This window comes from Streptomyces sp. NPDC059003 (assembly GCF_042740445.1).
In the GTDB taxonomy this organism is placed as follows: Bacteria; Actinomycetota; Actinomycetes; order Streptomycetales; family Streptomycetaceae; genus Streptomyces.
Genome location: NZ_JBHYJH010000157.1, coordinates 1 through 20,778, shown reverse-complemented (window position 1 = coordinate 20,778; position 20,778 = coordinate 1). Strand labels below are relative to the sequence as shown.

At 71.7% G+C, this 20,778-nt stretch carries 18 protein-coding genes and 1 pseudogene; 10 read left to right on the top strand and 9 right to left on the bottom strand.

Annotation, left to right across the window (positions count from 1 at the left end; genetic code table 11):
* From kgd to ACFWZ5_RS36270, 5 genes and pseudogenes are all read right to left on the bottom strand, one after another.
* Positions 1 to 388 (bottom strand): annotated as a pseudogene (kgd, locus tag ACFWZ5_RS36290) (multifunctional oxoglutarate decarboxylase/oxoglutarate dehydrogenase thiamine pyrophosphate-binding subunit/dihydrolipoyllysine-residue succinyltransferase subunit); the annotation flags it as partial.
* A 308-nt stretch (positions 389 to 696) separates the two neighbouring features.
* Entirely contained in the window at positions 697 to 1,767 is a 1,071-nt protein-coding gene (locus tag ACFWZ5_RS36285) for an ATP-binding protein (RefSeq protein WP_384799697.1), read from the bottom strand.
* Positions 1,768 to 2,000: 233 nt separating this feature from the next.
* Positions 2,001 to 2,741: a response regulator transcription factor gene (locus tag ACFWZ5_RS36280; protein ID WP_016641312.1), complete on the bottom strand. Its 741-nt coding sequence runs from the start codon at positions 2,739 to 2,741 to the stop codon at positions 2,001 to 2,003.
* A 66-nt stretch (positions 2,742 to 2,807) separates the two neighbouring features.
* Positions 2,808 to 3,554 carry a spermidine synthase gene (locus ACFWZ5_RS36275; protein ID WP_384799691.1) on the bottom strand — a complete coding sequence of 249 codons (747 nt, stop codon included), beginning with the start codon at positions 3,552 to 3,554 and terminating at the stop codon, positions 2,808 to 2,810.
* A 418-nt stretch (positions 3,555 to 3,972) separates the two neighbouring features.
* The gene (locus ACFWZ5_RS36270) at positions 3,973 to 4,104 is read right to left on the bottom strand and encodes a hypothetical protein (RefSeq protein ID WP_384799689.1); all 132 of its coding nucleotides are present in this window, start codon (positions 4,102 to 4,104) and stop codon (positions 3,973 to 3,975) included.
* Positions 4,105 to 4,132: 28 nt separating this feature from the next.
* Here ACFWZ5_RS36270 and ACFWZ5_RS36265 point away from each other — a divergent pair, with 28 nt between their 5' ends.
* The 3 genes from ACFWZ5_RS36265 (at position 4,133) to ACFWZ5_RS36255 (ending at position 6,397) form a co-directional block, all read left to right on the top strand.
* Positions 4,133 to 4,798 (top strand): rhomboid-like protein, encoded by a 666-nt coding sequence (locus tag ACFWZ5_RS36265; protein WP_384799686.1) that lies wholly within the window; start codon positions 4,133 to 4,135, stop codon positions 4,796 to 4,798.
* A gap of 596 nt (positions 4,799 to 5,394) precedes the next feature.
* A complete protein-coding gene (locus ACFWZ5_RS36260; RefSeq protein WP_384799683.1) occupies positions 5,395 to 5,802 on the top strand; it encodes a PadR family transcriptional regulator in 408 nt (135 codons plus the stop codon).
* On the top strand, positions 5,783 to 6,397 hold the full coding sequence (locus tag ACFWZ5_RS36255) for a hypothetical protein (protein WP_384799680.1): 615 nt from the start codon (positions 5,783 to 5,785) through the stop codon (positions 6,395 to 6,397). The genes ACFWZ5_RS36260 and ACFWZ5_RS36255 overlap by 20 nt, the downstream gene beginning before the upstream one ends.
* Positions 6,398 to 6,483: 86 nt before the next feature.
* Here ACFWZ5_RS36255 and ACFWZ5_RS36250 read toward each other — a convergent pair whose 3' ends face one another.
* Positions 6,484 to 7,185, bottom strand: coding sequence for a GNAT family N-acetyltransferase (locus ACFWZ5_RS36250; protein ID WP_384799677.1), 702 nt, complete (start codon positions 7,183 to 7,185; stop codon positions 6,484 to 6,486).
* Between the two features lie 234 nt (positions 7,186 to 7,419).
* On the opposite strand from ACFWZ5_RS36250, the gene lon reads away from it, so the two are divergent.
* Positions 7,420 to 9,837: an endopeptidase La gene (lon, locus tag ACFWZ5_RS36245; RefSeq protein WP_384799674.1), complete on the top strand. Its 2,418-nt coding sequence runs from the start codon at positions 7,420 to 7,422 to the stop codon at positions 9,835 to 9,837.
* Positions 9,838 to 9,933: 96 nt separating this feature from the next.
* Here the strand turns inward: lon and ACFWZ5_RS36240 are convergent, their stop codons facing one another.
* Positions 9,934 to 10,782 carry a lysozyme gene (locus tag ACFWZ5_RS36240; protein ID WP_384799671.1) on the bottom strand — a complete coding sequence of 283 codons (849 nt, stop codon included), beginning with the start codon at positions 10,780 to 10,782 and terminating at the stop codon, positions 9,934 to 9,936.
* A 366-nt stretch (positions 10,783 to 11,148) separates the two neighbouring features.
* On the opposite strand from ACFWZ5_RS36240, the gene ACFWZ5_RS36235 reads away from it, so the two are divergent.
* Positions 11,149 to 11,643: a MarR family winged helix-turn-helix transcriptional regulator gene (locus tag ACFWZ5_RS36235; protein WP_384799668.1), complete on the top strand. Its 495-nt coding sequence runs from the start codon at positions 11,149 to 11,151 to the stop codon at positions 11,641 to 11,643.
* Between the two features lie 106 nt (positions 11,644 to 11,749).
* Here ACFWZ5_RS36235 and ACFWZ5_RS36230 read toward each other — a convergent pair whose 3' ends face one another.
* A complete protein-coding gene (locus tag ACFWZ5_RS36230) occupies positions 11,750 to 13,105 on the bottom strand; it encodes a hypothetical protein (protein ID WP_384799665.1) in 1,356 nt (451 codons plus the stop codon).
* 252 nt (positions 13,106 to 13,357) lie between these two features.
* On the bottom strand, positions 13,358 to 14,203 hold the full coding sequence (locus tag ACFWZ5_RS36225) for a hypothetical protein (RefSeq protein WP_384799662.1): 846 nt from the start codon (positions 14,201 to 14,203) through the stop codon (positions 13,358 to 13,360).
* A gap of 441 nt (positions 14,204 to 14,644) precedes the next feature.
* Between ACFWZ5_RS36225 and ACFWZ5_RS36220 the strand changes: the two genes are divergently transcribed.
* From ACFWZ5_RS36220 to ACFWZ5_RS36200, 5 genes are all read left to right on the top strand, one after another.
* Complete coding sequence (locus ACFWZ5_RS36220; RefSeq protein WP_384799659.1) at positions 14,645 to 17,791, top strand: nitrate- and nitrite sensing domain-containing protein; 3,147 nt, start codon at positions 14,645 to 14,647, stop codon at positions 17,789 to 17,791.
* A 182-nt stretch (positions 17,792 to 17,973) separates the two neighbouring features.
* On the top strand, positions 17,974 to 18,441 hold the full coding sequence (locus tag ACFWZ5_RS36215; protein WP_384799656.1) for a roadblock/LC7 domain-containing protein: 468 nt from the start codon (positions 17,974 to 17,976) through the stop codon (positions 18,439 to 18,441).
* Complete coding sequence (locus tag ACFWZ5_RS36210; protein ID WP_384799653.1) at positions 18,438 to 18,905, top strand: DUF742 domain-containing protein; 468 nt, start codon at positions 18,438 to 18,440, stop codon at positions 18,903 to 18,905. The genes ACFWZ5_RS36215 and ACFWZ5_RS36210 overlap by 4 nt, the downstream gene beginning before the upstream one ends.
* Positions 18,886 to 19,512, top strand: coding sequence for an ATP/GTP-binding protein (locus ACFWZ5_RS36205; protein WP_384799650.1), 627 nt, complete (start codon positions 18,886 to 18,888; stop codon positions 19,510 to 19,512). Before ACFWZ5_RS36210 ends, ACFWZ5_RS36205 begins: the two co-directional genes overlap by 20 nt.
* A gap of 12 nt (positions 19,513 to 19,524) precedes the next feature.
* A complete protein-coding gene (locus ACFWZ5_RS36200) occupies positions 19,525 to 20,760 on the top strand; it encodes a styrene monooxygenase/indole monooxygenase family protein (RefSeq protein ID WP_384799647.1) in 1,236 nt (411 codons plus the stop codon).
* The last annotated feature ends 18 nt before the right edge of the window (positions 20,761 to 20,778 follow it).

The window sequence follows — 20,778 nt, the reverse complement described above, 5'->3', positions numbered from 1 at the left end:
CGGCGGGCGCGGCCGGGGCAGCCGGAGCCGCGGGGGCGGCCGGAGCGGCCGGGGCAGCGGGAGCCGCCGGGGCGGCCGGAGCCGGAGCCGGAGCCGCGGCGGGGGCGGCCGGGGCGGCTGCTGCCGCCTGGGACGTGGTGGACGCGGCCCCCGCGGCCGTGTCACCCGCCGGCTTGGCCGGGGCGGCGGCGACAGTGGCGCCTACCCCCGGCTTGTAGTCGGCGAAGAAGTCCCACCAGGCACGGTCGACCGAATTCGGGTCCTGGAGGTACTGCTGATAGATCTCGTCGACGAGCCACTCATTGGGACCGAACGCGGCAGCAGGGTTCTTGCCCTGCGCTTCTTGGTCGGTCGAAGTGCTCGAGTTACTGGGGGACTGTGGCGACACGGCGGCAACCGCCCTCTTCCGCTTCACAAGGTGATGGACAGCGGAAATAAAGGCTACGCCTCCAACCTCGTCCGGTGCAGACCGGGCCGGTCATCCGTCGCGTAAGTCACACCGGATTGGGGGTTTCGGCGCTGTGATTGGCGGGAAACAAGCGAGGTTTGCCTATGGCTCGGCGCCGCGTGGAGACCCTTTCGAGACGGCTGTGACCCGTCTGTTCGCGTCTTGGGTACGTCGACACGCGGCTGCGGCGCGCATAGGGCACTGTCGTGCGCCCCCGCACCGCTTCCACGTCGAACTTTACGTCAACATCAGTCTTCCGGCAGGCCCGGAAGACTGACCTGGATCCGGCAACCACGAACCGATTCGGCCACCCCGATGTGCCCGCCGTGGAGATCGACGGCCCAGCGCGCGATGGCGAGCCCGAGCCCGGTTCCGCCGTCGCCGCCGGACGGGGCACCCGCGTGCGCGCCCCGGTTGAAGCGCTCGAAGACGCGGTGCCACTCCGACTCGGGGATGCCGGGGCCCTCGTCGAGCACCTCCAGGTCCAGGGACTCGGCGTAGGGGCCGCGCCGGGCACGCACCGTGACACGGCCGTGCGGCGGGCTGTGCTTCACCGCGTTGTCGATGAGGTTGGCGACGACCTGGTGCAGCCGCTCGGCGTCCGCGTGCGCGGTCAGCTCAGGGGGCGACACGTCCAGGTGCAGATGGACGTCCGTACGCGTGTGACTGCCGGAGCCGGACGGCATCCCTTTGCGCGCGGAGGCCACCATGTTGGCCTCCTTCAGGACGCCCGACAGATAGGGCCACACTTCGAAGCGCCGGGCTTTGAGCGGTACGACGCCGTTGTCGAGCCGGGACAGGTCGAGCAGGGTCTCCACGAGGCGGCCGAGGCGCTCGGTCTGCTTCAGGGCCGTGCGCATCGTCTCCGGGTCGGCGGCCGACACCCCGTCGACGACGTTCTCCAGGACGGCGCGGAGGGCGGCGATCGGCGTGCGCAGTTCGTGCGAGACGTTGGCGACGAGCTCCTTGCGCTGCTGGTCCTGGGCCTCCAGGTCGTCCGCCATGCGGTTGATCGTCATCGCCACGTCGCCGAGCTCGTCGCGGCGGTCGGCCCCGCGCACGCGGCGCGTGTAGTCGCCGTGCGAGACGGCGCGGGCCACCGAGTTCATCTCGTCGAGCGGCGCGGTGAGGCTGTGGGCCACGAACTGGGTGATGAGCAGCGTGGCGATCACGGAGAAGACCGTGATGAAGCGCAGCTCGGTCTCTGTCTTCGAGGCCACGATGAGCAGGCCGGTGGTGATGAAGACCGAGACGACGACCAGTGTGCCGAGCTTCGTCTTGATCGAGAACGGCCTGAGGCCTCCGAAGGGATTGCTCATCCCGAAACCTCCGCCCCGGTCGCAGCGCCACGTCCGGACGATGTCCAGGGTGCCGTGGACGGTACCGCCCAGGGCGCCGCCCACGCTCTCCGGAGCGCCGCCCGGACCCTTCGGGGTGCCGCCCGGGCTCCCCGGGGTGCTGCCCGGACTCTCCGGCGCGCCGTGCGTGCCGATCGCGCGGCCGGGGACTCCGACCGCGTCGGCCGCCCTGCCCGCGGCGCCGGGCTCCGGGGTCATGGCGTCGGGGTCTCCAGGGCGTACCCGACCCCGTGGACCGTGCGAATGCGCTCCGCGCCGATCTTGCGGCGCAGCGCCTTGATGTGGCTGTCGACGGTGCGGGTGCCGGAGGCGTCCGCCCAGTCCCACACCTCCGCGAGCAGCTGCTCACGGGAGAGCACCGCGCGCGGGGTGTTGGCGAGGCACACCAGGAGGTCGAACTCCGTGGGTGTCAGGTGCACGTCCTCACTGCGCACCCGCACGCGGCGCTGCGCGTGGTCGATCTCCAGCTCGCCGAGGCGCAGGATGCCGCTGCGCGGCGTCGTGGCCGCGAGCGCCGCCCGCTCGACCCGGCGCAGCAGCACGTGCACGCGCGCGGCGAGCTCGCGCATCGAGAACGGCTTGGTCATGTAGTCGTCCGCGCCGACGCCGAGCCCGACCAGCATGTCCGTCTCGTCGTCCCGCGCCGTGAGCATCAGCACCGGCACGGGGCGCTGGGCCTGCACGCGGCGGCAGACCTCCAGGCCGTCGAAGCCGGGCAGCATGATGTCGAGGATCAGTAGATCGGGCTGCCATGCCTGGGCGGTGTCCACCGCGGCCGGGCCGTCCGCCGCCGTTTGCACGACGAAACCCTCGGCGCGCAGCCGGGCCGCGATGGCGTCCACGATCGTCGGGTCGTCCTCGACGACCAGCACCCGGCGCTGAGCTCCCGGCATTGCCGCCGTGGCGCTGTTGTGGGAGGTGTGTGTCTGCTCCATCGCCCCGCCCCTGACGTGATCGCTTGGTGTCCGGTCAGCAGAGTACGGGGCGTGACGGCACCTCGGCTACGCAGCCCTTGTCGCGAGATGCACCACGTCCGGTACGCCCCGGGCAACGGGGATCTCTTCCGTACGTACCTGTTGGAATCCGGCATTCCGTAGAGCGGAGCCGAAAGCGGGTGACGGCTGCGCGGACCAGACGGCGAGGACGCCGCCGGGGTTCAGGCGGGCCTTGCAAGCGGCGAGACCGGTGGGGGAGTAGAGGCTGTCGTTGTCCGGTGTGACGGTCCAGTCGGGACCGTTGTCGATGTCGAGGCACAGGGCGTCGTACGTGGCCGGGGAGGCGTCGGCATCCGGAACCGACGAGGTGTTGACGCTTGCGAATGGGCCGGTGACATATGCGACCAGATCGGCGTGCAGGATCTCGGTGCGCGGATCGGCCAGCGCCCGGCGCGAGAGCTCCGCGAGCGGCCCTTCGCGGTGCCAGTCGATGACGGCCTGCTCGCGCTCGACGACGGTGATGCGGCCCCAGCGGGCGTCGGCGGCGGCGTGGGCGAGCGAGAAGCCCACTCCCAGGCCGCCGATGAGGACGCTGGGCCGTGGGGCGTCTCCCGCGCGCGGGAGGCCGTCGAGCGCGTCGTACGCGGCGTCGACGAGGAGGCGTTCGGAGCGGCCGTCCGATGTGTCCATGAGGAACGTGCCGTTGGCGATGATCTGCAGCAGGTCTCCGTGGCGGCGGAGCACGACTTCGCCGTAGGGGCCTTCGCGCCGGTCGAGAACCACGGGGGGATCGGGTCGGTACGGAGTGTGCATGCCGGTCATCCTCCTCCCCCGTCCCTCCGGTGGGGCGGACGGGCGTGCGGGACGTCACGGAATGTGATGAGGTTGCTGTGAGTTCCTGTGAGACGCGTCTCACGTGGCGTCGGTCATAGACAGCGTGGGAACGATCAGTGAAGCGTGGCCGTGATCTATTCGTGATGCAAGGTCCCCGACGGAAGGAGCGCCCCAGCGTGAACCGGACTGAGCGGGTTACTGGCGGGGGTGCCGCCGCAGGTGCTGACGGGGATGCCGCCGCGGGCGAGGACGCCGCGGCGGTCGGGGGTGCCGTCTTGACTGAAGGGGTGGGAACGCTGAACGCGGTGCCCCGGCAGGGGGGCGGGCGCCGCGTGCGGGCCGCCTCCGACAGGCTCGGTCATGGGGAGTCGGTGTGCGCCGGGTCCGGTCGGACCGGTCACGGAGAGGCGTCGGCGCGAGAGGGGGCACCGGCGCGAGAGGGCGCGTCGGTCGCGGCCTCCGGCCCGCTCGCCGTCTCGGGTGCCGCCGCCACCTCCGCCGCCGCCTCCACGCCGGCCTCCATACGCACGACTGCCACTCCTTCCGCGTACGGTTCCGTGGGCGCCGCTGCGCTCCGGCTTCGGGGGGTGCGGCCCTGGCGACTGCTGCCGACGCCCGTCGGGACGCCCTTCACCTTCGGGTACGCCGTCGTCCTCGTGGTCACCTCGGTGCTCGCCGAGCACGCGGACCCGTCGCTGGTGGCCTCGCTGCACCACGGGTCGAGCACGGACGTCGCGCACCTCGCGGACCGGCCCGTGTTCGTCCTGGTCGCCAGCGCGCTGTGGGTCGCGGGCGGCATCACGTCGCCGTACGCCATCGGATTCCTGTTCGTCCTCACCGCGCTGGAGCGCCGCGTCGGAAGCCTGCGCGCGGCGGGCGTCTTCGTGCTCGGGCACGTCGTCGCCACGCTGGCCACCGAGATCCCGGTCGGCCTCTCGGTCCTCGCCGGACATCTGCCCGGCAGTTCACTGCACCGGCTCGACTACGGCATCAGCTTCGGGGTGGCCGCGAGCGTGGGGGCGCTCGCCGGGGTCCTCACGCCGTGGCTGCGCTGGGTGCTCCTCGCGGGCTTCGGCGCGATGCTTGTCGACGACCTCGTCGCCTTCACCGACCCGATGACCAACTGGGGGCATCTGCTCGCGTTCGCCGTCGGCGTCGCGACGTGGCCGTTGCTGCGGGGTGGAGCGCGGCGGGGCGGAGCGCGGCGGGGCGAGGTGGCGTAGCCCGGTTCGGGCTTGAGGACGGGGCCTTCGGCCTTGAGGCGGGGGCCTCCGGCCTTGAGGGCAGGGGCGTTCCGCTTTGAAAGGCTGAGGGCTTGGGGGGCTGGGGGCTTCCGGGCTTTCCGGGCTTCCGGGCTTGATGAGGGGCCGCGGGCTTGGGGCCTGAGGGTCTGAGGGCCTGATGCGTCGGCCTGGCGGGCTCGCCCGGATTTGCGCGGGGCTGCCCGACTGGTTTGCGGGCCCGCTCTGATCTGGCCCGCAAGCTCGCTCCGACCGGCCCGCAGGCTTGCTCCCACTGCCTCGCGGGCTCGCTCTGACCGGTCCGCCTGCCCTGCCTTTTCCTCCTTTGCGCTCCCTTCTCCAGCGGCTCGCGCTCGCGCTTGCTCCTGCTCTGCTCCCCGGCGGCCCGCGTCCTGAGATCTGCCTCGGCGTTCAGCGTCGGTGCTCCGCGCCGGCGTTCCGTTCCGGCCAGGACGGCAGCCCTCATCCGGCACTCCCGACCCGGCGTTCTCCACGATTTCGTGCGGCCGCAAGCCGATTCACGTAGTTTCGCGAAAGACTCTTGCGCCGCAAGATACTTCTCGACTATCTTGTACCGCATGGCAAAGGAGCTGTCCGCGTCGCACGACCAGCGCCGCAGCCAGCTGCTGCGCGGGGTGCTCGACCTATGCCTGCTCGCGCTCATCGCCGAACGACCTCGGTATGGCTACGAGTTCGTGGAGGCCCTCACGGAGAGCGGCCTCGACCTGGTGAGTGAGGGCAGCATCTACCCCTTGCTCGCCCGCATGGAGCGAGCAGGGCTCGTCGACTCCTATCGCGCGCCGTCCGCGGCGGGCGGGGCGCCGCGCAAGTACTACCGCCTCACGGACGCGGGCCACGCCGAGCTGGCCGGGGGCCGCGTCACCTGGAGCGCTTTCACGGCGGCGGTCTCCAGGACCTTGCAGGGCGAAACGGAAACACGGAATCGCGACATGGGGGAAGCGCGAGATGACGAACGGGACGACTGACAAGACGGAGCTGGCGCCGGAGCGCGACACCGGGATGACCCGGGAGCGCGTCCTGGCGGTCTGCCGAAGCAACTGGGAGTACCGAGGCGTCGACGAGGCCTCGGTGCGCGAGATGCTCGCCGAGCTGGCCGCCCACCTGGAAGAGGCCGCCGCCGCGGGCCGCACCGCGCAGGACGTGGTCGGCCCCGACGTGAAGGCGTTCGCCGCCGCCTGGGCGCGGGCACGGACCCCACTGCACCTGAGGCTCCTGCGCATGGCGGCGATGACCCCCTTCGTGCTCGGCTCGCTGCTGCTCCTCGCACACCTCTTCGACCGGACCCTGGTCCTGTCGGTCGAGGCGCCCCGCGTCGCCTTCAATATCGCCTTGGCGGCAGGCGCCGTCACCTGGGAGATACGGCGAGGGGGTCTCGGTTTCAGAGGGTGGTTCATCGCCGGCCTGGCCTCGCTGCCCGTCGCCCTGCTCGCCTCCTGGACCATCGGCGACGAAGCACTGTTCCACCTGCCCTTGTGGGGCACGCTGCTGTTCCTCGCCCCCGGACTGCCTTACGCCGTCGTGGACATACGCGCGAGAAAGGCCGAGCCCGCGGTCGACTGAGGGGCAAGCGGGGAGGTGCGCGGCAGACGGTAGACGGCGGGCGGACATCGCCCGACAGTCGCGCATCGACCGGCGGAACGGAACGCTCAGGACTCCGTCGGACCCTTGCGGCGCGCGCTCGTCAGGCGGGCGACCACCTGCCAGCCCAGCACCTCGTACAGCGCCCGCCCCTCCACGGTTCCGGCCAGGACGCCGAGCTCCGAGCCCTGCTCGACCGCCGCGGTGGTGAGCGTCCGCATCACCAGGCTGGCCAGGCCCCGGCGGCGGTGATCCGGCGAGGTCTCGATCTGGTCGGCGACCGCCGTGCGACCCGTCGGTGCGATCTGGCCGCGCGCCGCCCAGTCGCCGTCCGCCGTGGTCACCGCGACACGGATGACGCCACCCCGTGTCCAGGTCCGCAGCCGGTAGCCATCCGGGGCGACCAGATCGTGCGGTGCGGCCGAGGACAGCGGCACCGTCATCAAGTAGCCCTCCTCGGGATCGAGCCACCACTCCGGACCCAGCCACGGCGCCACCCGATCCGGCGCGTCGAAGATCTTCAGCCACACATCGGCCCCCGTCGCCGATGCGGCGACCTTGCGTACGTCAGCCTCCTGGACGCCCGCGTTCGCCGCGCCGAAGACGTGACGTGACGGGTGCTTCGCCTGGCCGACGTCGATCGTGTACCCCCACGGCTCCACGATCGGCGGGGCGGCACCCCGCGAGACCACCCAGCCGTCGACCCACGCCCGCACGACCTCGTCGCCCCACAGACCCGCTGCGCCCTCGATGCCGTCGACACCCTTCATGGCCGCCCTCCCTGAACCCCTGAACCCCTGAACCCCTGAAACGGCCGACCGGTAATGAGTGCCCGAGAGGTGCGGCCATGACGTGTAATAGGTCAACTTGATGAAGGGATGTTACTGACCTGGATTTCGGGTGCGACAGAGGCGATCGCTCAGAGCGAACAAGGCAGAGGGAACATTCGCAGGCTCATGAGCATTGAGTCGGTACAGCTCAACTTGAATGCCGAAGGGGAGATCATGGCTGCTGAGTCCACGGCGTACACCTCGCTCGCCCTGCCCGTGCTGCCGCTCGACGACGAGGTCGTGCTGCCCGGCATGGTGGTGCCGTTCGACCTGTCCGATGCCGATGTACGCGCCGCGGTGGAGGCCGCCCAGGCCGCCGCTCGGTCCAGTGGAAGTGGCAGCAAGCCGAAGGTGCTGCTTGTTCCGCGCATCGACGGGACGTACGCGGGCACCGGCGTTCTCGGCACCGTCGAGCAGGTCGGCCGGCTCGCGGACGGTGACCCGGGCGCGCTGATCCGCGGCCGCGGCCGGGTGCGGATCGGGGCCGGCACGACCGGGCCGGGCGCGGCCCTGTGGGTGGAGGGCGTCCAGGTCGAGGAGACCGTGCCCGACCCGCTGCCCGGTGCCACCGCCGAGCTGGTCAAGGAGTACAAGGCGCTGGCCACGAGCTGGCTGAAGAAGCGCGGTGCCTGGCAGGTCGTCGACCGCGTGCAGCAGATCGACGACGTCTCGGCGCTCGCCGACAACTCGGGGTACTCGCCGTTCCTCACCACCGAGCAGAAGGTTCAGCTCCTGGAGACCGAGGACCCGACGGCCCGGCTCAAGCTCGCCACCGAGCAGCTGCGGGAGCACCTCGCGGAGCAGGACGTCGCCGAGTCCATCGCCAAGGACGTCCAGGAGGGCGTCGACAAGCAGCAGCGCGAGTTCCTGCTGCGGCGCCAGCTGGAGGCCGTGCGCAAGGAGCTGCGCGAGCTCAACGGCAAGGACGGCGAGGACGAGTCCGACGACTACCGGTCGCGGGTCGAGGCCGCGGACCTGCCGGAGAACGTGCGCGAGGCCGCCCTCAAGGAGGTCGAGAAGCTGGAGCGGGCGAGCGACCAGTCGCCCGAGGGTTCCTGGATCCGCACCTGGCTGGACACCGTCCTGGAGCTGCCGTGGAACGAGCGGACCGAGGACGCGTACGACATCAAGGGCGCCCAGGAAGTCCTCGACGCCGAGCACGCGGGCCTGCAGGACGTGAAGGAGCGCATCACGGAGTACCTGGCGGTGCGCAAGCGGCGGGCGGACCGCGGCATGGGGGTCGTGGGCGGCCGTCGTGGCGGTGCCGTGCTCGCGCTGGTGGGGCCGCCCGGTGTGGGCAAGACGTCGCTGGGCGAGTCGGTGGCGCATGCGATGGGGCGCAAGTTCGTGCGGGTCGCGCTCGGTGGCGTGCGTGACGAGGCGGAGATCCGCGGGCATCGGCGTACGTATGTCGGGGCGCTGCCCGGGCGGATCGTACGGGCCATCAAGGAGGCCGGGTCCATGAACCCGGTGGTGCTCCTGGACGAGATCGACAAGGTGGGCTCCGACTTCCGGGGCGACCCGGCGGCCGCGCTGCTCGAAGTGCTCGACCCGGCGCAGAACCACACCTTCCGCGACCACTACCTGGAGGTCGAGCTCGACCTGAGCGACGTGGTGTTCCTCGCCACGGCGAACGTTCTGGAGGCCATCCCCGAGGCGCTGCTCGACCGCATGGAGCTGGTCAGGCTCGACGGGTACACCGAGGACGAGAAGGTCGTCATCGCCCGTGACCACCTGCTGCCGCGTCAGCTCGACCGGGCCGGGCTCGGCGGCGGTGAGGTGACGATCGACGAGAGCGCGCTGCGCAAGCTCGCCGGTGAGTACACGCGCGAGGCGGGCGTGCGCAACCTGGAGCGGGCCGTCGCACGACTGCTGCGCAAGGTCGCGGCACAGCACGAACTGGGTGACAGGGAGCTGCCGTTCACCGTCGGCGAGGGTGATCTGCGGGAGCTGATCGGGCGGCCGCACCACGTGCCGGAGTCGGCGCAGGACCCGGCCGAGCGGCGCACGGCGGTGCCCGGCGTGGCCACGGGGCTCGCGGTGACCGGGGCGGGCGGCGACGTCCTGTTCGTCGAGGCCTCGCTCGCCGACCCGGAGACGGGGGCGGCCGGGCTCACGCTCACCGGACAGCTCGGTGACGTGATGAAGGAGTCCGCGCAGATCGCGCTCTCCTTCCTGCGCTCGCACGGGGCCGAACTGGAGCTGCCCGTGGGCGACTTGAAGGACCGGGGTGTGCACATCCACTTCCCGGCGGGCGCGGTTCCGAAGGACGGGCCGAGTGCGGGCGTCACGATGACGACGGCCCTGGCGTCGTTGCTCAGCGGGCGGCTTGTCCGGACGGACGTGGCGATGACCGGCGAGGTGTCGTTGACGGGCCGGGTGCTGCCGATCGGTGGCGTCAAGCAGAAGCTGCTTGCCGCGCACCGCGCCGGGATCACCACGGTGGTCATCCCGAAGCGGAACGAGCCGGACCTGGACGACGTCCCGGCCGAGGTCCTGGAGAAGCTCGATGTGCACGCGGTGACGGACGTCCGGCAGGTGCTCGAACTGGCGCTTGCGCCCGCTGAGTTGAAGGTTCCGGCGGCCGCCTGAGCGCGACAGGTTCCCGCCGCGGGGTGACGGACGCGGTGGGGAAGTGAAGGCCCGGGGCCCCTGGGGGTCCCGGGCCTCGCGGCACGCGAGAGGGGGCTAGCCGTTGGCCATGGCCTGCAGCCTGTCGTAGGCGCCGTTGAACTTGTTGTGGTCGCCGACGATCGGGCCCGACGAGGTGTACTGCCAGATCGTGTGGAAGTCCCAGCCGGCCGGGAGTTCACCGGGTGAGGTGTTGTAGCGGGGGATCCACAGCGGGTTGGCGGAGGCGAAGCCGCCGTAGTTGCCCGTGCACTGCTTCCACCAGCTGGTGGCCGTGTAGATCACGGCGTCGCGGCCGGTGCGTGCCTTGTAGGTGTTGAGGAAGTCCTGGATCCAGCTGACCATGCCGCTCTGCGACTTGCCGAAGCAGGTCGCGCCGTACGGGTTCCACTCGATGTCGAGCGCGCCCGGCAGGGTCTTGCCGTCGCGCGACCAGCCGCCGCCGTTGTCCACGAAGTAGTTGGCCTGCGCCGCGCCGCTGGAGGTGTCGGGCGTGGCGAAGTGGTAGGCGCCGCGGATCATGCCGACGTTGTACGAGCCGTTGTACTGCTGCGCGAAGTAGGGGTTCTTGTAGGAGGTGGACTCCGTCGCCTTGACGTAGGCCCACTTCACGCCGCTGCTCCACAGTGCGGACCAGTTGACGTTGCCCTGGTGGCTGCTGACGTCGACGCCTTCCGTCTGGACGGCGCCGCCGCCGCTGGGCAGACCGCCCTGACCGTCGTGTTCGATGACGCCCTGACCCATGCGGGCGCTGCCGCGGGGCGGGATGTCGTCACCGTCGGCGGTGTCCGCGGCCCCCGCGGCGCCCGGAAGGGCGAGCAGCAGGGACAGGGCGGACAGGACTGCGAGGAGGATGCCGGTCGCGGAGTGTCGGCTGTGGGAGATGCCAGGTCTGTGCACGGGCATGACGTGCCTCCGAAAGGCCTCGTGGAGTCGCGTGCGCCGTGGGCGTGGCCGTGAGTGTGGCTCGTCGCGGTGCACGGCGCGCGGGACTCGGTGGGGGACCTGTCGACATGCCATCAGGTCACTGGATCGCTGGGTCACCGGATCGCCGGATCGCTGGATCGCTGGATCACCAAGTCATCAGATCCTCAGGTCACCAGTGACTGGTGTGAACATGTCAGTAATGACGCTACGCACGTAGACCCGGTTGAGGGAAGAGGCTCAGGTGGCCGCCGTTGGTCTACGCCTGCGAAATACTGGGCGAGCTGCGGCGATGGCCGCGGTCGGCGGAAACTTTCAGGATCGGGAAAGTGCGGCAGGGGTGCTGACATGCGTGAGGACGCGGACCACGGCGGTCGTTCCGGTGCGGGCGGGCCGGGGGCGAGCGGTGGTGTGGACCACGAGTTCCTCGCCCTTGAGCGGGAGTTGACGCTGCTGCTCCGCCGGGCGCGGGCCTCGTCCGGCGAGATGGCCCGCCAGGTCCATCCGGACCTGGAGCCGGCCGCGTACGGGCTGCTCGCGTTCCTCGACGAGACGGGGCCGCGCCGCGCCACGGACCTGGCCGCCTTCATCGGCGTCGGCAAGGCCACGATGAGCCGGCAGCTGCGGGCCCTCGAACAGCTGGGCCTGGTCGCGCGGGAGCCAGACCCCGCCGATGGCAGGGCCTGGCTCGTGCGGCTCTCGGAGGAGGGCCGGGAGAGGTTCCGTACGGTGCGCAGTGCGCGGCGTGAGCGATATGTCCGACAGCTCTCCGGCTGGGACCGCAAGGAAGTCGCCGAGCTCGCCCGGCTGCTCGGCCAGCTGAATTCCCGCGCCGAGCTCTAGCGCATCGCTCTCCGGTGTACCGCTCTCCGGTGCCTCGTTCTCCAGGGCACCGCTCTCCAGTACACCGTTCTCCGGCACACACTCATTCATTGGCCCATTTATCGGCCTATTTCTCGCCGATGACAACGGCCAGCGGCTGCGGCGTCTTATAGACGTCCGACGGTTCCGTCACATGGTCCGCGCCCAGATAGAGGCGCTTTCCGGCATAGAGCACGCGGCGGTCCGTCTCGAAGCGGGCTTCCATCTCATAGCTTTCGGACGGGTTCTGCAGGACCTTCTCGGGCTTGAGCGTGGCGGGGTCGGCCTGCCAGACGGCGCCGCCCTCCTCGCGGACGATATTGGCCTCCTGGTACGCGATGACCTTGCCGTTCTCGTCGACGCCCACCGGCACCAGACGGCCCACGTCGGAGCCCGGAGTCCTGCGCAGCTGCTTGCCGGTCTTCAGGTCGTACGACACCAGGTCGTTCTTGGCCTCGGAGGCGCTGCTCGCCGGGTCGTTCGTGCCCAGGTACAGGGCGTTGCGCTCCTTGCTGACGGCGAGCTTGGCGCAGCCCGTGACCTCGGTGGCCGGGCAGTCGGCGTCGAACTTGCCGTGCTTGCCGCCGCCCGCGGAGATCCGGCTGAGCTCCTTGCCCCGCGCCGCGCTGTCGTCGACCGTGACGAACTGCGAGACGCCGCTGCCGCCCTGCGAGTCGCCGTCGTCGGCGGCCAGGACCAGCGGGTCGAGGGACACCGCGTGCACGTACTCCGTGCCCTGCGGCGGCCTGTACGTCGACTTCGCCTTCTGCGTCGTCGGGTCCACCGTCTCGACCTGGAGCTTCGGGTTGTCGGCGGTACCGCAGTCCCGGACCGCGATCAGCTTGGTCGCGTCGCCCGCGTACCCCTCGACGCCGCAGGCCTCGTCGGACGGCTTCCACAGCGGCGTGCCGTCGAGCTTCCAGCCCGCGCCGCCGCCGGTGCCCGCCGCGGCGACCGTGCCGCCGCCGATCGTCACCTCGTCGAACATCTCGGCGCTGCCGTACTCGCTGAGGCTCTGCTTGTGCCAGAGCAGCTTGCCCTTGGCGAGGTCGACGACGCCGACCTCGTTGCAGACCGCGGGGTCGTCCTTGGCGTCCTGGTAGAGGACGGCGATCTTTCCGTCCTTCGTCGGCTCCTGCGACGACCAGCAGACCTCGCCGGCGAGCGGGACCTCCCACTCGGCCTTTCCGCCGGCCAGCGGATAGCCGGATATCTTCTTGAGCCCGGCCTTGACGAAATTCCTGTCCGTCGTCCACATGCCCATGGCACCGGCCATCTCGGGGACCTTCGGCTGTGCCACCTCGGCCAGCACCTTCGCCTCGGCGGCGGCCGCATCCGAACCGCCCTTGTCGCTTCCGTCCTCGTCGTCGCTCGAACCACAGCCGCTGAGCACCAGCGCGGCCGCGAGCGCCGAGCCCGCGATGACCGCCATGCGCCGGGACATTCAATTCTCCTTCGTGCGTTCTGCATACGTGGGCGCACGGCCGGAGTTGACCATGCGTTTCCCTCGTCCGCAGATCCTTCCCTGCCCCTGAACGGGATTTCAAGGAAGAATTCCTGATCTCTGGGCCAGTTGAAATGTCCTGGAGATCAGCCGCCCTGGAGATCAGCCGCCCTGGAGATCAGTCGGGGAATTACTGAATTGAATGCCCGCGCATTTACTGTCCCGGCGGGCGGCCGCCGAAACGCGGTGCCGTTACAGCTCCGCGTACACCACCGCCGCGTCGTCGTGCCGCTTGCCGCGCGGGAACGTCGCGCCGTCCGGGTCCGCCGTCTCCAGGTCCCGTACGCGGTCGACGAGTTCCTGCGGTCCGTGCTTGCGCATCAGGGCGAGGCAGTCGGCCCAGTCGCCCTCGCGGAACGTCTCGACCCAGCGCCCGGCCCCGTCCGTCAGTGCCGCGACGGCGGTGACGGCGGACCGGGGCCGCTCGCCGGTGATGGCGCGGGCCGCGACGGAGGGGTCCGCGGCGGCGGTGAAGAAGCCGCCCTCCGCGTTCCGCAGGGCCTCGACGGCCGCCGCGTACTCGCGGCCCTTCGCCTGCCGTTCGGCCGAGCCGCGCGGCAGCGCCCGCGTGGCGTCGCGCAGGTCGCGGACGGCGGCGGGCAGTTCGTCGAGCCGCCCGTCGAGGACCGCGTCCACCTCGCCGCCGGGGCCCGCGATCAGCAGCGCCGAGTCGGAAAGGACCAGGTACTCGACGCGCTCCGCGTCCCACCGCACGAGGACCACGGTTGCCTGAGGGGTGCGTGGGTGAGAAAGGTCACAGCTGTCACGGTGGGTGTCCGCGGTGCGGGAGATGGCGGTCGCCAGGATCTCAGGCAGCGTCAGATCCCGGAGTGAAACGGACAGTTCGCTCAGTACGCCGCCGAGCCGGGCCGTGAACCAGGGGACGGAATGCAGACAGCCGGCGCCGTCGGACGGCGGCGTCACGCCGTCGAGCAGGACCAGTGATCCGCCCTGCCCCGACGCGGGCAGCGCTACTGATACGTAGTCCTCGTTGGGGCGGTCCGGGTCGCCGGGGTCGGTGGCGAGTTCTATGCGCATTCGGCCAGTCTGCCCGAGTGCCGCACGGGCGTCCCGTGGGCGCGGAGACATGGCGCGGACCGATGCGGCGGCCGCGGGCGGGGCGTCGCATTTCGGCCGGAATAATCGGCTCCGACGGGGTGTGGCGGCGCATCCTGCCAAAGCCGCCCACAGACGTCCAACCGGCACACCGCACGGAGCCCGCAAGCCACGCAGCGTGACTTGCCCGCCAACTCCCAGTCGATGTTCACTCCTTCAGGTGGCCAGGCAGACGATGCGAGACTGCCGCGTACCGGCACTGGAATCGTCTGGCAAGGTCAGGATCCGGGCCGGGAGCGCTCGCGTTGACGGATCGTCACCCGGGCCCTAGGGCAGACGAAAACAGGAATGCGAGCACCGGTGCAAGAAATGCGGCCTCGGCGCGAAGGCAGCCAGACGGCCCCGGGAGGGGCGGAGCCTGGCGTGACGCCCCCGGGCGACCCCGGCGACCAGGGGACCGCTGTCGCGGAGGGCGCGCCGTCTCCGCAGGGCACGGCTCGCAGACCCACGGCCACGTCTCCCGACGGCGCCAAGAACGCCGAGTACCCCAGGGCCACCCAGAACCCCACGGCCACCGAGAACCCCAGGGCCCCCCAGAACTCGAGGGCCACCCAGAACCCGAGGGCCGCCCAGAACCCCACAGCCGCCAAGAACCCCCAGGCCGCCGAGAACCCCAGGACCCCCGAGAACCCCAGGACCCCCGAGAACCCCAGGACCCCCGAGAACCCCCAGGCCCCCGAGCGGACCCCCGAGCAGGCCCCCGAGCCCCTCAAAGGCACCGACGTCGACGCCCGCACCATCCCCGCCCCGGCCCCCACCGCACCCCCCAAGTCCCGCGTCCGCACCCGCCTCATCGTGTCCGTCGCGGTCGTCGCCGCCACCGTCGCCGGTGCCGGAGCGCCTGCCATCGTGAGCGCGTCCGGTCAACTGGGCGACTCCCAGAGCCTGGTGACGCTCTCCGAGCTCACCCAGCAGGCCGTCACGCTCAGCCACTCCCTCGCCGACGAGCGCGACGAGGTCACCGCGTACGTCGCCGCGGGCCGCCCCGACGGCAAGGGCCTGTCGGAGAGCCGCAGCGCCCGCGTGGACCGGCAGATCGAGGAGCTGCGCGAGGCGGCGGCCGACGCCAGCACCAACAGCTCCGTGACCGCCGGGCTCCGCCGCGACCTCGCGGACCTCGCCGCCGTCCGCAGGGCGTCCCTCACCGGCAAGAGCAGCGCCATCGACGCCCACAAGGCGTACGCGAAGGCCATCACCGAACTCCACGGCCTCACCCGCGAACTGGCCGAGAAGCTGCCGCCGCGCGCGGGCTCCGGAGGGTTCGCGCTCGCCGACCTCGACCACGCCGTCGACCAGGCGGGCGCCGCGCGCGGCCTGCTCCTCGCCGCGCTCGCCGTGCCCCGCCCGGCCACCACCGACCCCGTCACGGGCCTGCCCACGGCGGGCAGCGAGTCCACCGACCGGACCGAGCGCCGCGACGACCTGAGCGCCGCCGCCCAGCAGGCGCACGTGCGCGAGCTCGCCGCCCTCGCCGACTTCCAGGACGCCGCGCCCGCCAGGGACCGCGCCACCTACGAGTCGACGGTCACCGGCTCCGAGGTGACCACCGCCGAGCAGTACCTGGACCGGCTCACGGACGAGCCCGCGCTGTCCGCCGCCGACCAGCGCATCGACCGCACGAAGCTCGACACGGCGCTGTCCGCCCGCATCGAGGCGATGCGCGGCGCCGAGAACGCGCTCGCCGCCGCCCGCACCAAGAGCCTCGCGGACCTGCGCGACGACGACGTCACGGACCTGGAGCTCCGCATCGCGCTCGTCGGCGTGCTGCTGCTCGTCGCCGTCGGCGTCTGCACGGCCACGGCCCGCTCGCTCACCCGCCCGCTCGCCGCCCTGCGCATCGGCTCGGCCCGCGTCGCCGCCGCGCCCGCGACCGAGGAGCCGGTGCGGTTCAAGGGCCGCGACGACGAGTTCGCGGCGGTCGTACGCTCCGTCAACGCGCTGCACGGTCACGCCCTCGCCCTCCAGGAGCGGCTCACCACGCTCGAAGCCGACCGCAAGCACCTCATCGGGCAGCGCCAGACGATGGCCGACGCGCGGCAGGCGATGGCCGACGAGCGCGACGCGCTGCGCGCCGAACTCGCCGAGGCCGCCACGAACCTGGAGCGGGTGCGGCGCAGCATCCACGGCACGTTCGTGAACCTCGCCCTGCGCACCCTCGGCCTGGTCGAGCGCCAGCTCGCCGTCATCGAGCACCTGGAGGAGCGCGAGCAGGACCCCGACCGGCTCGCCACGCTCTTCAAGCTCGACCACCTCGCCACGGTCACGCGCCGCCACAGCGAGAACCTCCTCGTGCTCGCGGGCGCCGAGCACGGCCACCAGCACGCGGGCCCGGTGCCGCTCGTGGACGTCGTCCGCGCGGCCGTCAGCGAGATCGAGCGGTACGAACGCGTCAGCATCGCCACGCTGCCGCCGCACGCGCACATCGCCGGGTTCGCCGCCGACGACATCAGCCACCTGGCGGCCGAACTCCTGGAGAACGCCACGTCGTTCTCGCCCCCCGAGACCACCGTCGAGGTGTCCGGGTGGCTCCTGGAGAACGGCGAGGTCATGCTCTCCGTGCAGGACGAGGGCATCGGCGCGAGCGTCGAGCGCCTCCGGGAACTCAACGCGCGCCTCGCGGACTTCTCCGCCGACGACGCGTACGACCAGGAGAGCGGCGACGGGCTCGGGCTCGGCCTGTACGTGGTGGCGCGGCTCGCGTCCCGGCACGGGGTGCGGGTGCGGCTGCGGGAGCAGACGCAGGGCGGCGTGGCCGCGGTCGTCGTGCTGCCGCGCGGCATCCTCACCGAGGCGCCCGCGCCGCCGGTGTCCGTGCCCGCCCCGCGGACCGGGGCGCCCCTTGTGCACCTGCCCGGCTCGGAGGCCGAGGCCAACTCCAACGTGCTGCCCGCCCGTTCGGGGGAGCGGGACCCCCTGATCGCCGCCGCGGAGACGACGCTCGAACTTCTGGCACCGTCCGTCGGGACCGACCACCCCGACACGGCGGAGCCGCACGCCCGGCCGGACGACGAGGTCCGCCCGGAGCTGTCGGCACGCCCGAAGACGCAGCCGCGGGACGACGCCCCGTCCGGCGCCGACGCCCTGCTGGACGCGGACCCGCTGCTCGAGCCGGGGATACCCCCTGGCTCGCCGGCGGAGCGGACCGTTTCTCCGGAGACACGTTCGCCGGAGGTACCGGACGTGTCACCGGAGACGGGCACGCAGGTCTACACCGCCAAGGGCCTGCCCAAGCGGACCCCGAAGGTCAGCCCGATCGCCGGGATCGCGCCCGGGCCGCGGAGCGCCGCCGTCGACGCCGAGGACCTGCGGCGCCGCCTCGGCGGGTTCCAGCAGGGGGCCAGGAGCGGGCGGCGCGACGTCGAGGCGGAACTCGCCGCGGCCGAGGCCACCCGGACCAGGGAGACGGCCGGGGGCGACCGGGCCGTAGACGCCGCAGATGCCGCAGCCACCGCAGGCGGCACGGAAGTCGCAGATGTTCCGGGGGACCCAGTCGAGGAGGCAAGCAGTTGACTGTGCCCATGCGCACGCCCGGTTCTTCCGCAGAAGCCGCTGAAGCCACAGCATCCGCAGAACCCGTAGAACCCGCAGAAGCGGCAGAGCCCGCGCGGCCCGCAGCACCCGGGCGCCCCGGGTCGGAGGAGGCCGAGCAGACGTCCGAGCACACGTCCGAGCGCACGTCCGACGAGCCCATCGTGCACGGACTGAGCAGCGAGGCCCGCAACCTGCACTGGCTGCTCACCAACCTCGTCGAGGAGGTCCCCGGCATCCTCTCGGTCGCCGTCGTCTCCTCCGACGGCCTGCTGCTGCTCTCCTCCGACCCGGTCCGCAACGCCGAGCGCCGCCCGGCGCTGCGCCCCACCGGGCCCCGGGGGTCGAGCGCCGACCTCGCCACCATCGTCTCCGGGCTCGGCAGCCTCACCCTCGGCGCCGCCCAGCTGATGGACGGCGGCGCGGTCAAGCAGACGGTCGTGGCGATGGCGGAGGGCAGCCTCTTCGTGATGGCGATCAGCGACGGTTCGCTGCTCGGCGTGCACGCGACGCCCGACTGCGACATGACCGTCGTCGCGTACCACATGGCGCTGTTCGTCGGCCGGGCCGGGCACGTCCTGACGCCCGAGCTCCGCAGCGAGCTGCGCCAGTCGCTGGAGACGGCCGGATGAGCCCCGCGCCGCCGGGGCCACCGGGCAAGCCGGAGAAGCCGGTCAGGCCGGGGAAGACCCCCAAGCTGCCCGTGCGGGGCGGCGACCGGAAGCCGGCGCGGGTCCGCCCGTACTCGCTCACCGGCGGCCGCACCCGCTTCGGGCACGTGCTGCTCGTCGAGACGTTCGTGGCCGTGCACCCGGCGCTCGAGGCCGCCGACGAGCGGCGCGAGCTGGAGCAGGGCGATCCGACGATCAGCTCCCGCGTGATGCCGGAGATGCGGGCGATCGTCGAGCTCTGCCACCGGATGCGTACGGTCGCGGAGATCTCCGCGCTCCTGAAGATGCCGCTCGGCGTGGTCCGCGTGCTCCTCAGCGACCTCGCCGACCAGGGAAAGATCCGCGTGTACGGGACGGGCCACGGCCCGCGGCAGCCGGACCGCGCACTGCTCGAAAGGGTGCTGAGTGGACTCCGCCGTCTCTGACGTCTCTGCCGCCGTCTCCGGCGAGGAGCAGCTGCAGGCCTGGCAGACCGACCTGACGCGGGCACCGACCGCCACGAAGATCGTGGTCGCGGGCGGCTTCGGCGTGGGCAAGACGACCCTCGTCACGACCGCGTCCGAGATCAGGCCGCTGCAGACCGAGGCGCTGATGACGCAGGCCAGCGCCGACACCGACGACCTGAGCGCGACGCCGGGCAAGACCACGACCACGGTCGCCATGGACTTCGGCCGCATCACGCTCGACGACGACCTGGTCCTGTACCTGTTCGGCACGCCCGGGCAGCAGCGGTTCTGGTTCATGTGGGACGACCTGGTGCGCGGCGCGATCGGGGCCGTCGTCCTCGCCGACACGCGCCGCCTGACCGACTGCTTCCCCGCGCTCGACTACTTCGAGAGCTGCGGCCTGCCGTACGTGGTGGCCGTCAACCACTTCGAGGGCAGCGAGCGGTACGAGGCGGAGGACGTCCGCGAGGCGCTGACGGTGGACGCGCGGATACCCGTAATGATCATGGACGCGCGGAAGCGGATCCCCGTGATCGAGTCATTGCTGGCGCTGGTGGGTCACGCCCTCGACCTGACGCCCGAGTGAGGAGAAGGACGCATGCGGAAGATACTCGTCGTCGGGGCCGGACAGTCCGGTCTCCAGATAGCGCTCGGACTCCAGTCGCAGGGGTACGAGGTCACTCTGATGTCCAACCGCACGGCCGACGAGATCCGGTCGGGCCGGGTCATGTCGACCCAGTGCATGTTCCACACGGCGCTCCAGCACGAGCGTGATCTGAAGCTGAACTTCTGGGAGTCGCAGGCCCCGAACATCGAGGGCGTCGGCGTCTCCGTCGCGGGCCCCGGCGGCGCGCGCGTCATCGACTGGGTGGGCAGGCTCGACGGGTACGCGCAGTCCGTCGACCAGCGCGTGAAGATGGCCGGCTGGATGGACACGTTCGCCCAGCGCGGCGGGCAGCTGGTCATCCACGGCGCGGCGGTCGGCGACCTGGACTACTTCTCCCGCACCTACGACCTGGTCCTGGTGTCGGCGGGCAAGGGCGAGCTGGTGTCGATGTTCGAGCGGGACGCGGAGCGCTCGCCGTACGCCGCGCCGCAGCGGGCCCTGTCGGTGGCGTACGTCCACGGGCTCGGGCCGCGCCCCGAGCACCCCGAATTCGACGCCGTACGCTGCAACTTGGTGCCCGGCGTCGGCGAGCTGTTCGTGATGCCCACGCTCACCACGTCGGGGCGGGCCGACATCCTCTTCTGGGAGGGCGTGCCCGGCGGCCCGCTCGATGTCTTCCAGGGCGTCAAGGACCCGAACGAGCACTTCGCCCTGACCCTCGAACTCCTGGAGAAGTTCCTGCCCTGGGAGTACGCGCGCGCCACGAAGGCCGAACTGACGGACGCGGGCGGCACGCTGGCCGGGCGGTACGCCCCCACCGTGCGCAAGCCCGTCGGGCGGCTGCCCGGCGGCGGCCTCGTCCTCGGCGTCGCCGACGTCGTCGTCGCCAACGACCCGATTACGGGTCAGGGCTCCAACTCCGCCTCCAAGTGCGCCGCGTCGTACCTGGACGCCATCGTCGCCCACGGGGACCGGCCCTTCGACGAGGCGTGGATGCAGACGACGTTCGACCGCTACTGGGCGACTGCGCGGCATGTCACGAAGTGGACCAACGCCATGCTCGCGCCCCCTCTGGAGCACGTGCTCACCCTCCTCGGGGCGGCCGGGGACCTCCCCGCGGTGGCCGACCGCTTCGCGAACGGGTTCAACGATCCCGGGGACTTCGAGGACTACTTCTACGACGCCGCGCGGGCCGCGGCCTACCTGACCGAGGCCGCGGCCACCTGACCTCCCCCTCCCTGGGGG

What these genes read in the sequence shown, in the direction of transcription:
- ACFWZ5_RS36285 (WP_384799697.1), bottom strand. Translation starts at nt 1,767, where the DNA reads ATGAGCAATCCCTTCGGAGGCCTCAGGCCGTTCTCGATCAAGACGAAG.
- ACFWZ5_RS36280 (WP_016641312.1), bottom strand. Translation starts at nt 2,741, where the DNA reads ATGGAGCAGACACACACCTCCCACAACAGCGCCACGGCGGCAATGCCG.
- ACFWZ5_RS36275 (WP_384799691.1), bottom strand. Translation starts at nt 3,554, where the DNA reads ATGCACACTCCGTACCGACCCGATCCCCCCGTGGTTCTCGACCGGCGC.
- ACFWZ5_RS36260 (WP_384799683.1), top strand. Translation starts at nt 5,395, where the DNA reads ATGGCAAAGGAGCTGTCCGCGTCGCACGACCAGCGCCGCAGCCAGCTG.
- ACFWZ5_RS36255 (WP_384799680.1), top strand. Translation starts at nt 5,783, where the DNA reads ATGACGAACGGGACGACTGACAAGACGGAGCTGGCGCCGGAGCGCGAC.
- ACFWZ5_RS36250 (WP_384799677.1), bottom strand. Translation starts at nt 7,185, where the DNA reads ATGAAGGGTGTCGACGGCATCGAGGGCGCAGCGGGTCTGTGGGGCGAC.
- lon (WP_384799674.1), top strand. Translation starts at nt 7,420, where the DNA reads ATGGCTGCTGAGTCCACGGCGTACACCTCGCTCGCCCTGCCCGTGCTG.
- ACFWZ5_RS36240 (WP_384799671.1), bottom strand. Translation starts at nt 10,782, where the DNA reads ATGCCCGTGCACAGACCTGGCATCTCCCACAGCCGACACTCCGCGACC.
- ACFWZ5_RS36235 (WP_384799668.1), top strand. Translation starts at nt 11,149, where the DNA reads ATGCGTGAGGACGCGGACCACGGCGGTCGTTCCGGTGCGGGCGGGCCG.
- ACFWZ5_RS36230 (WP_384799665.1), bottom strand. Translation starts at nt 13,105, where the DNA reads ATGTCCCGGCGCATGGCGGTCATCGCGGGCTCGGCGCTCGCGGCCGCG.
- ACFWZ5_RS36225 (WP_384799662.1), bottom strand. Translation starts at nt 14,203, where the DNA reads ATGCGCATAGAACTCGCCACCGACCCCGGCGACCCGGACCGCCCCAAC.
- ACFWZ5_RS36210 (WP_384799653.1), top strand. Translation starts at nt 18,438, where the DNA reads ATGAGCCCCGCGCCGCCGGGGCCACCGGGCAAGCCGGAGAAGCCGGTC.
- ACFWZ5_RS36200 (WP_384799647.1), top strand. Translation starts at nt 19,525, where the DNA reads ATGCGGAAGATACTCGTCGTCGGGGCCGGACAGTCCGGTCTCCAGATA.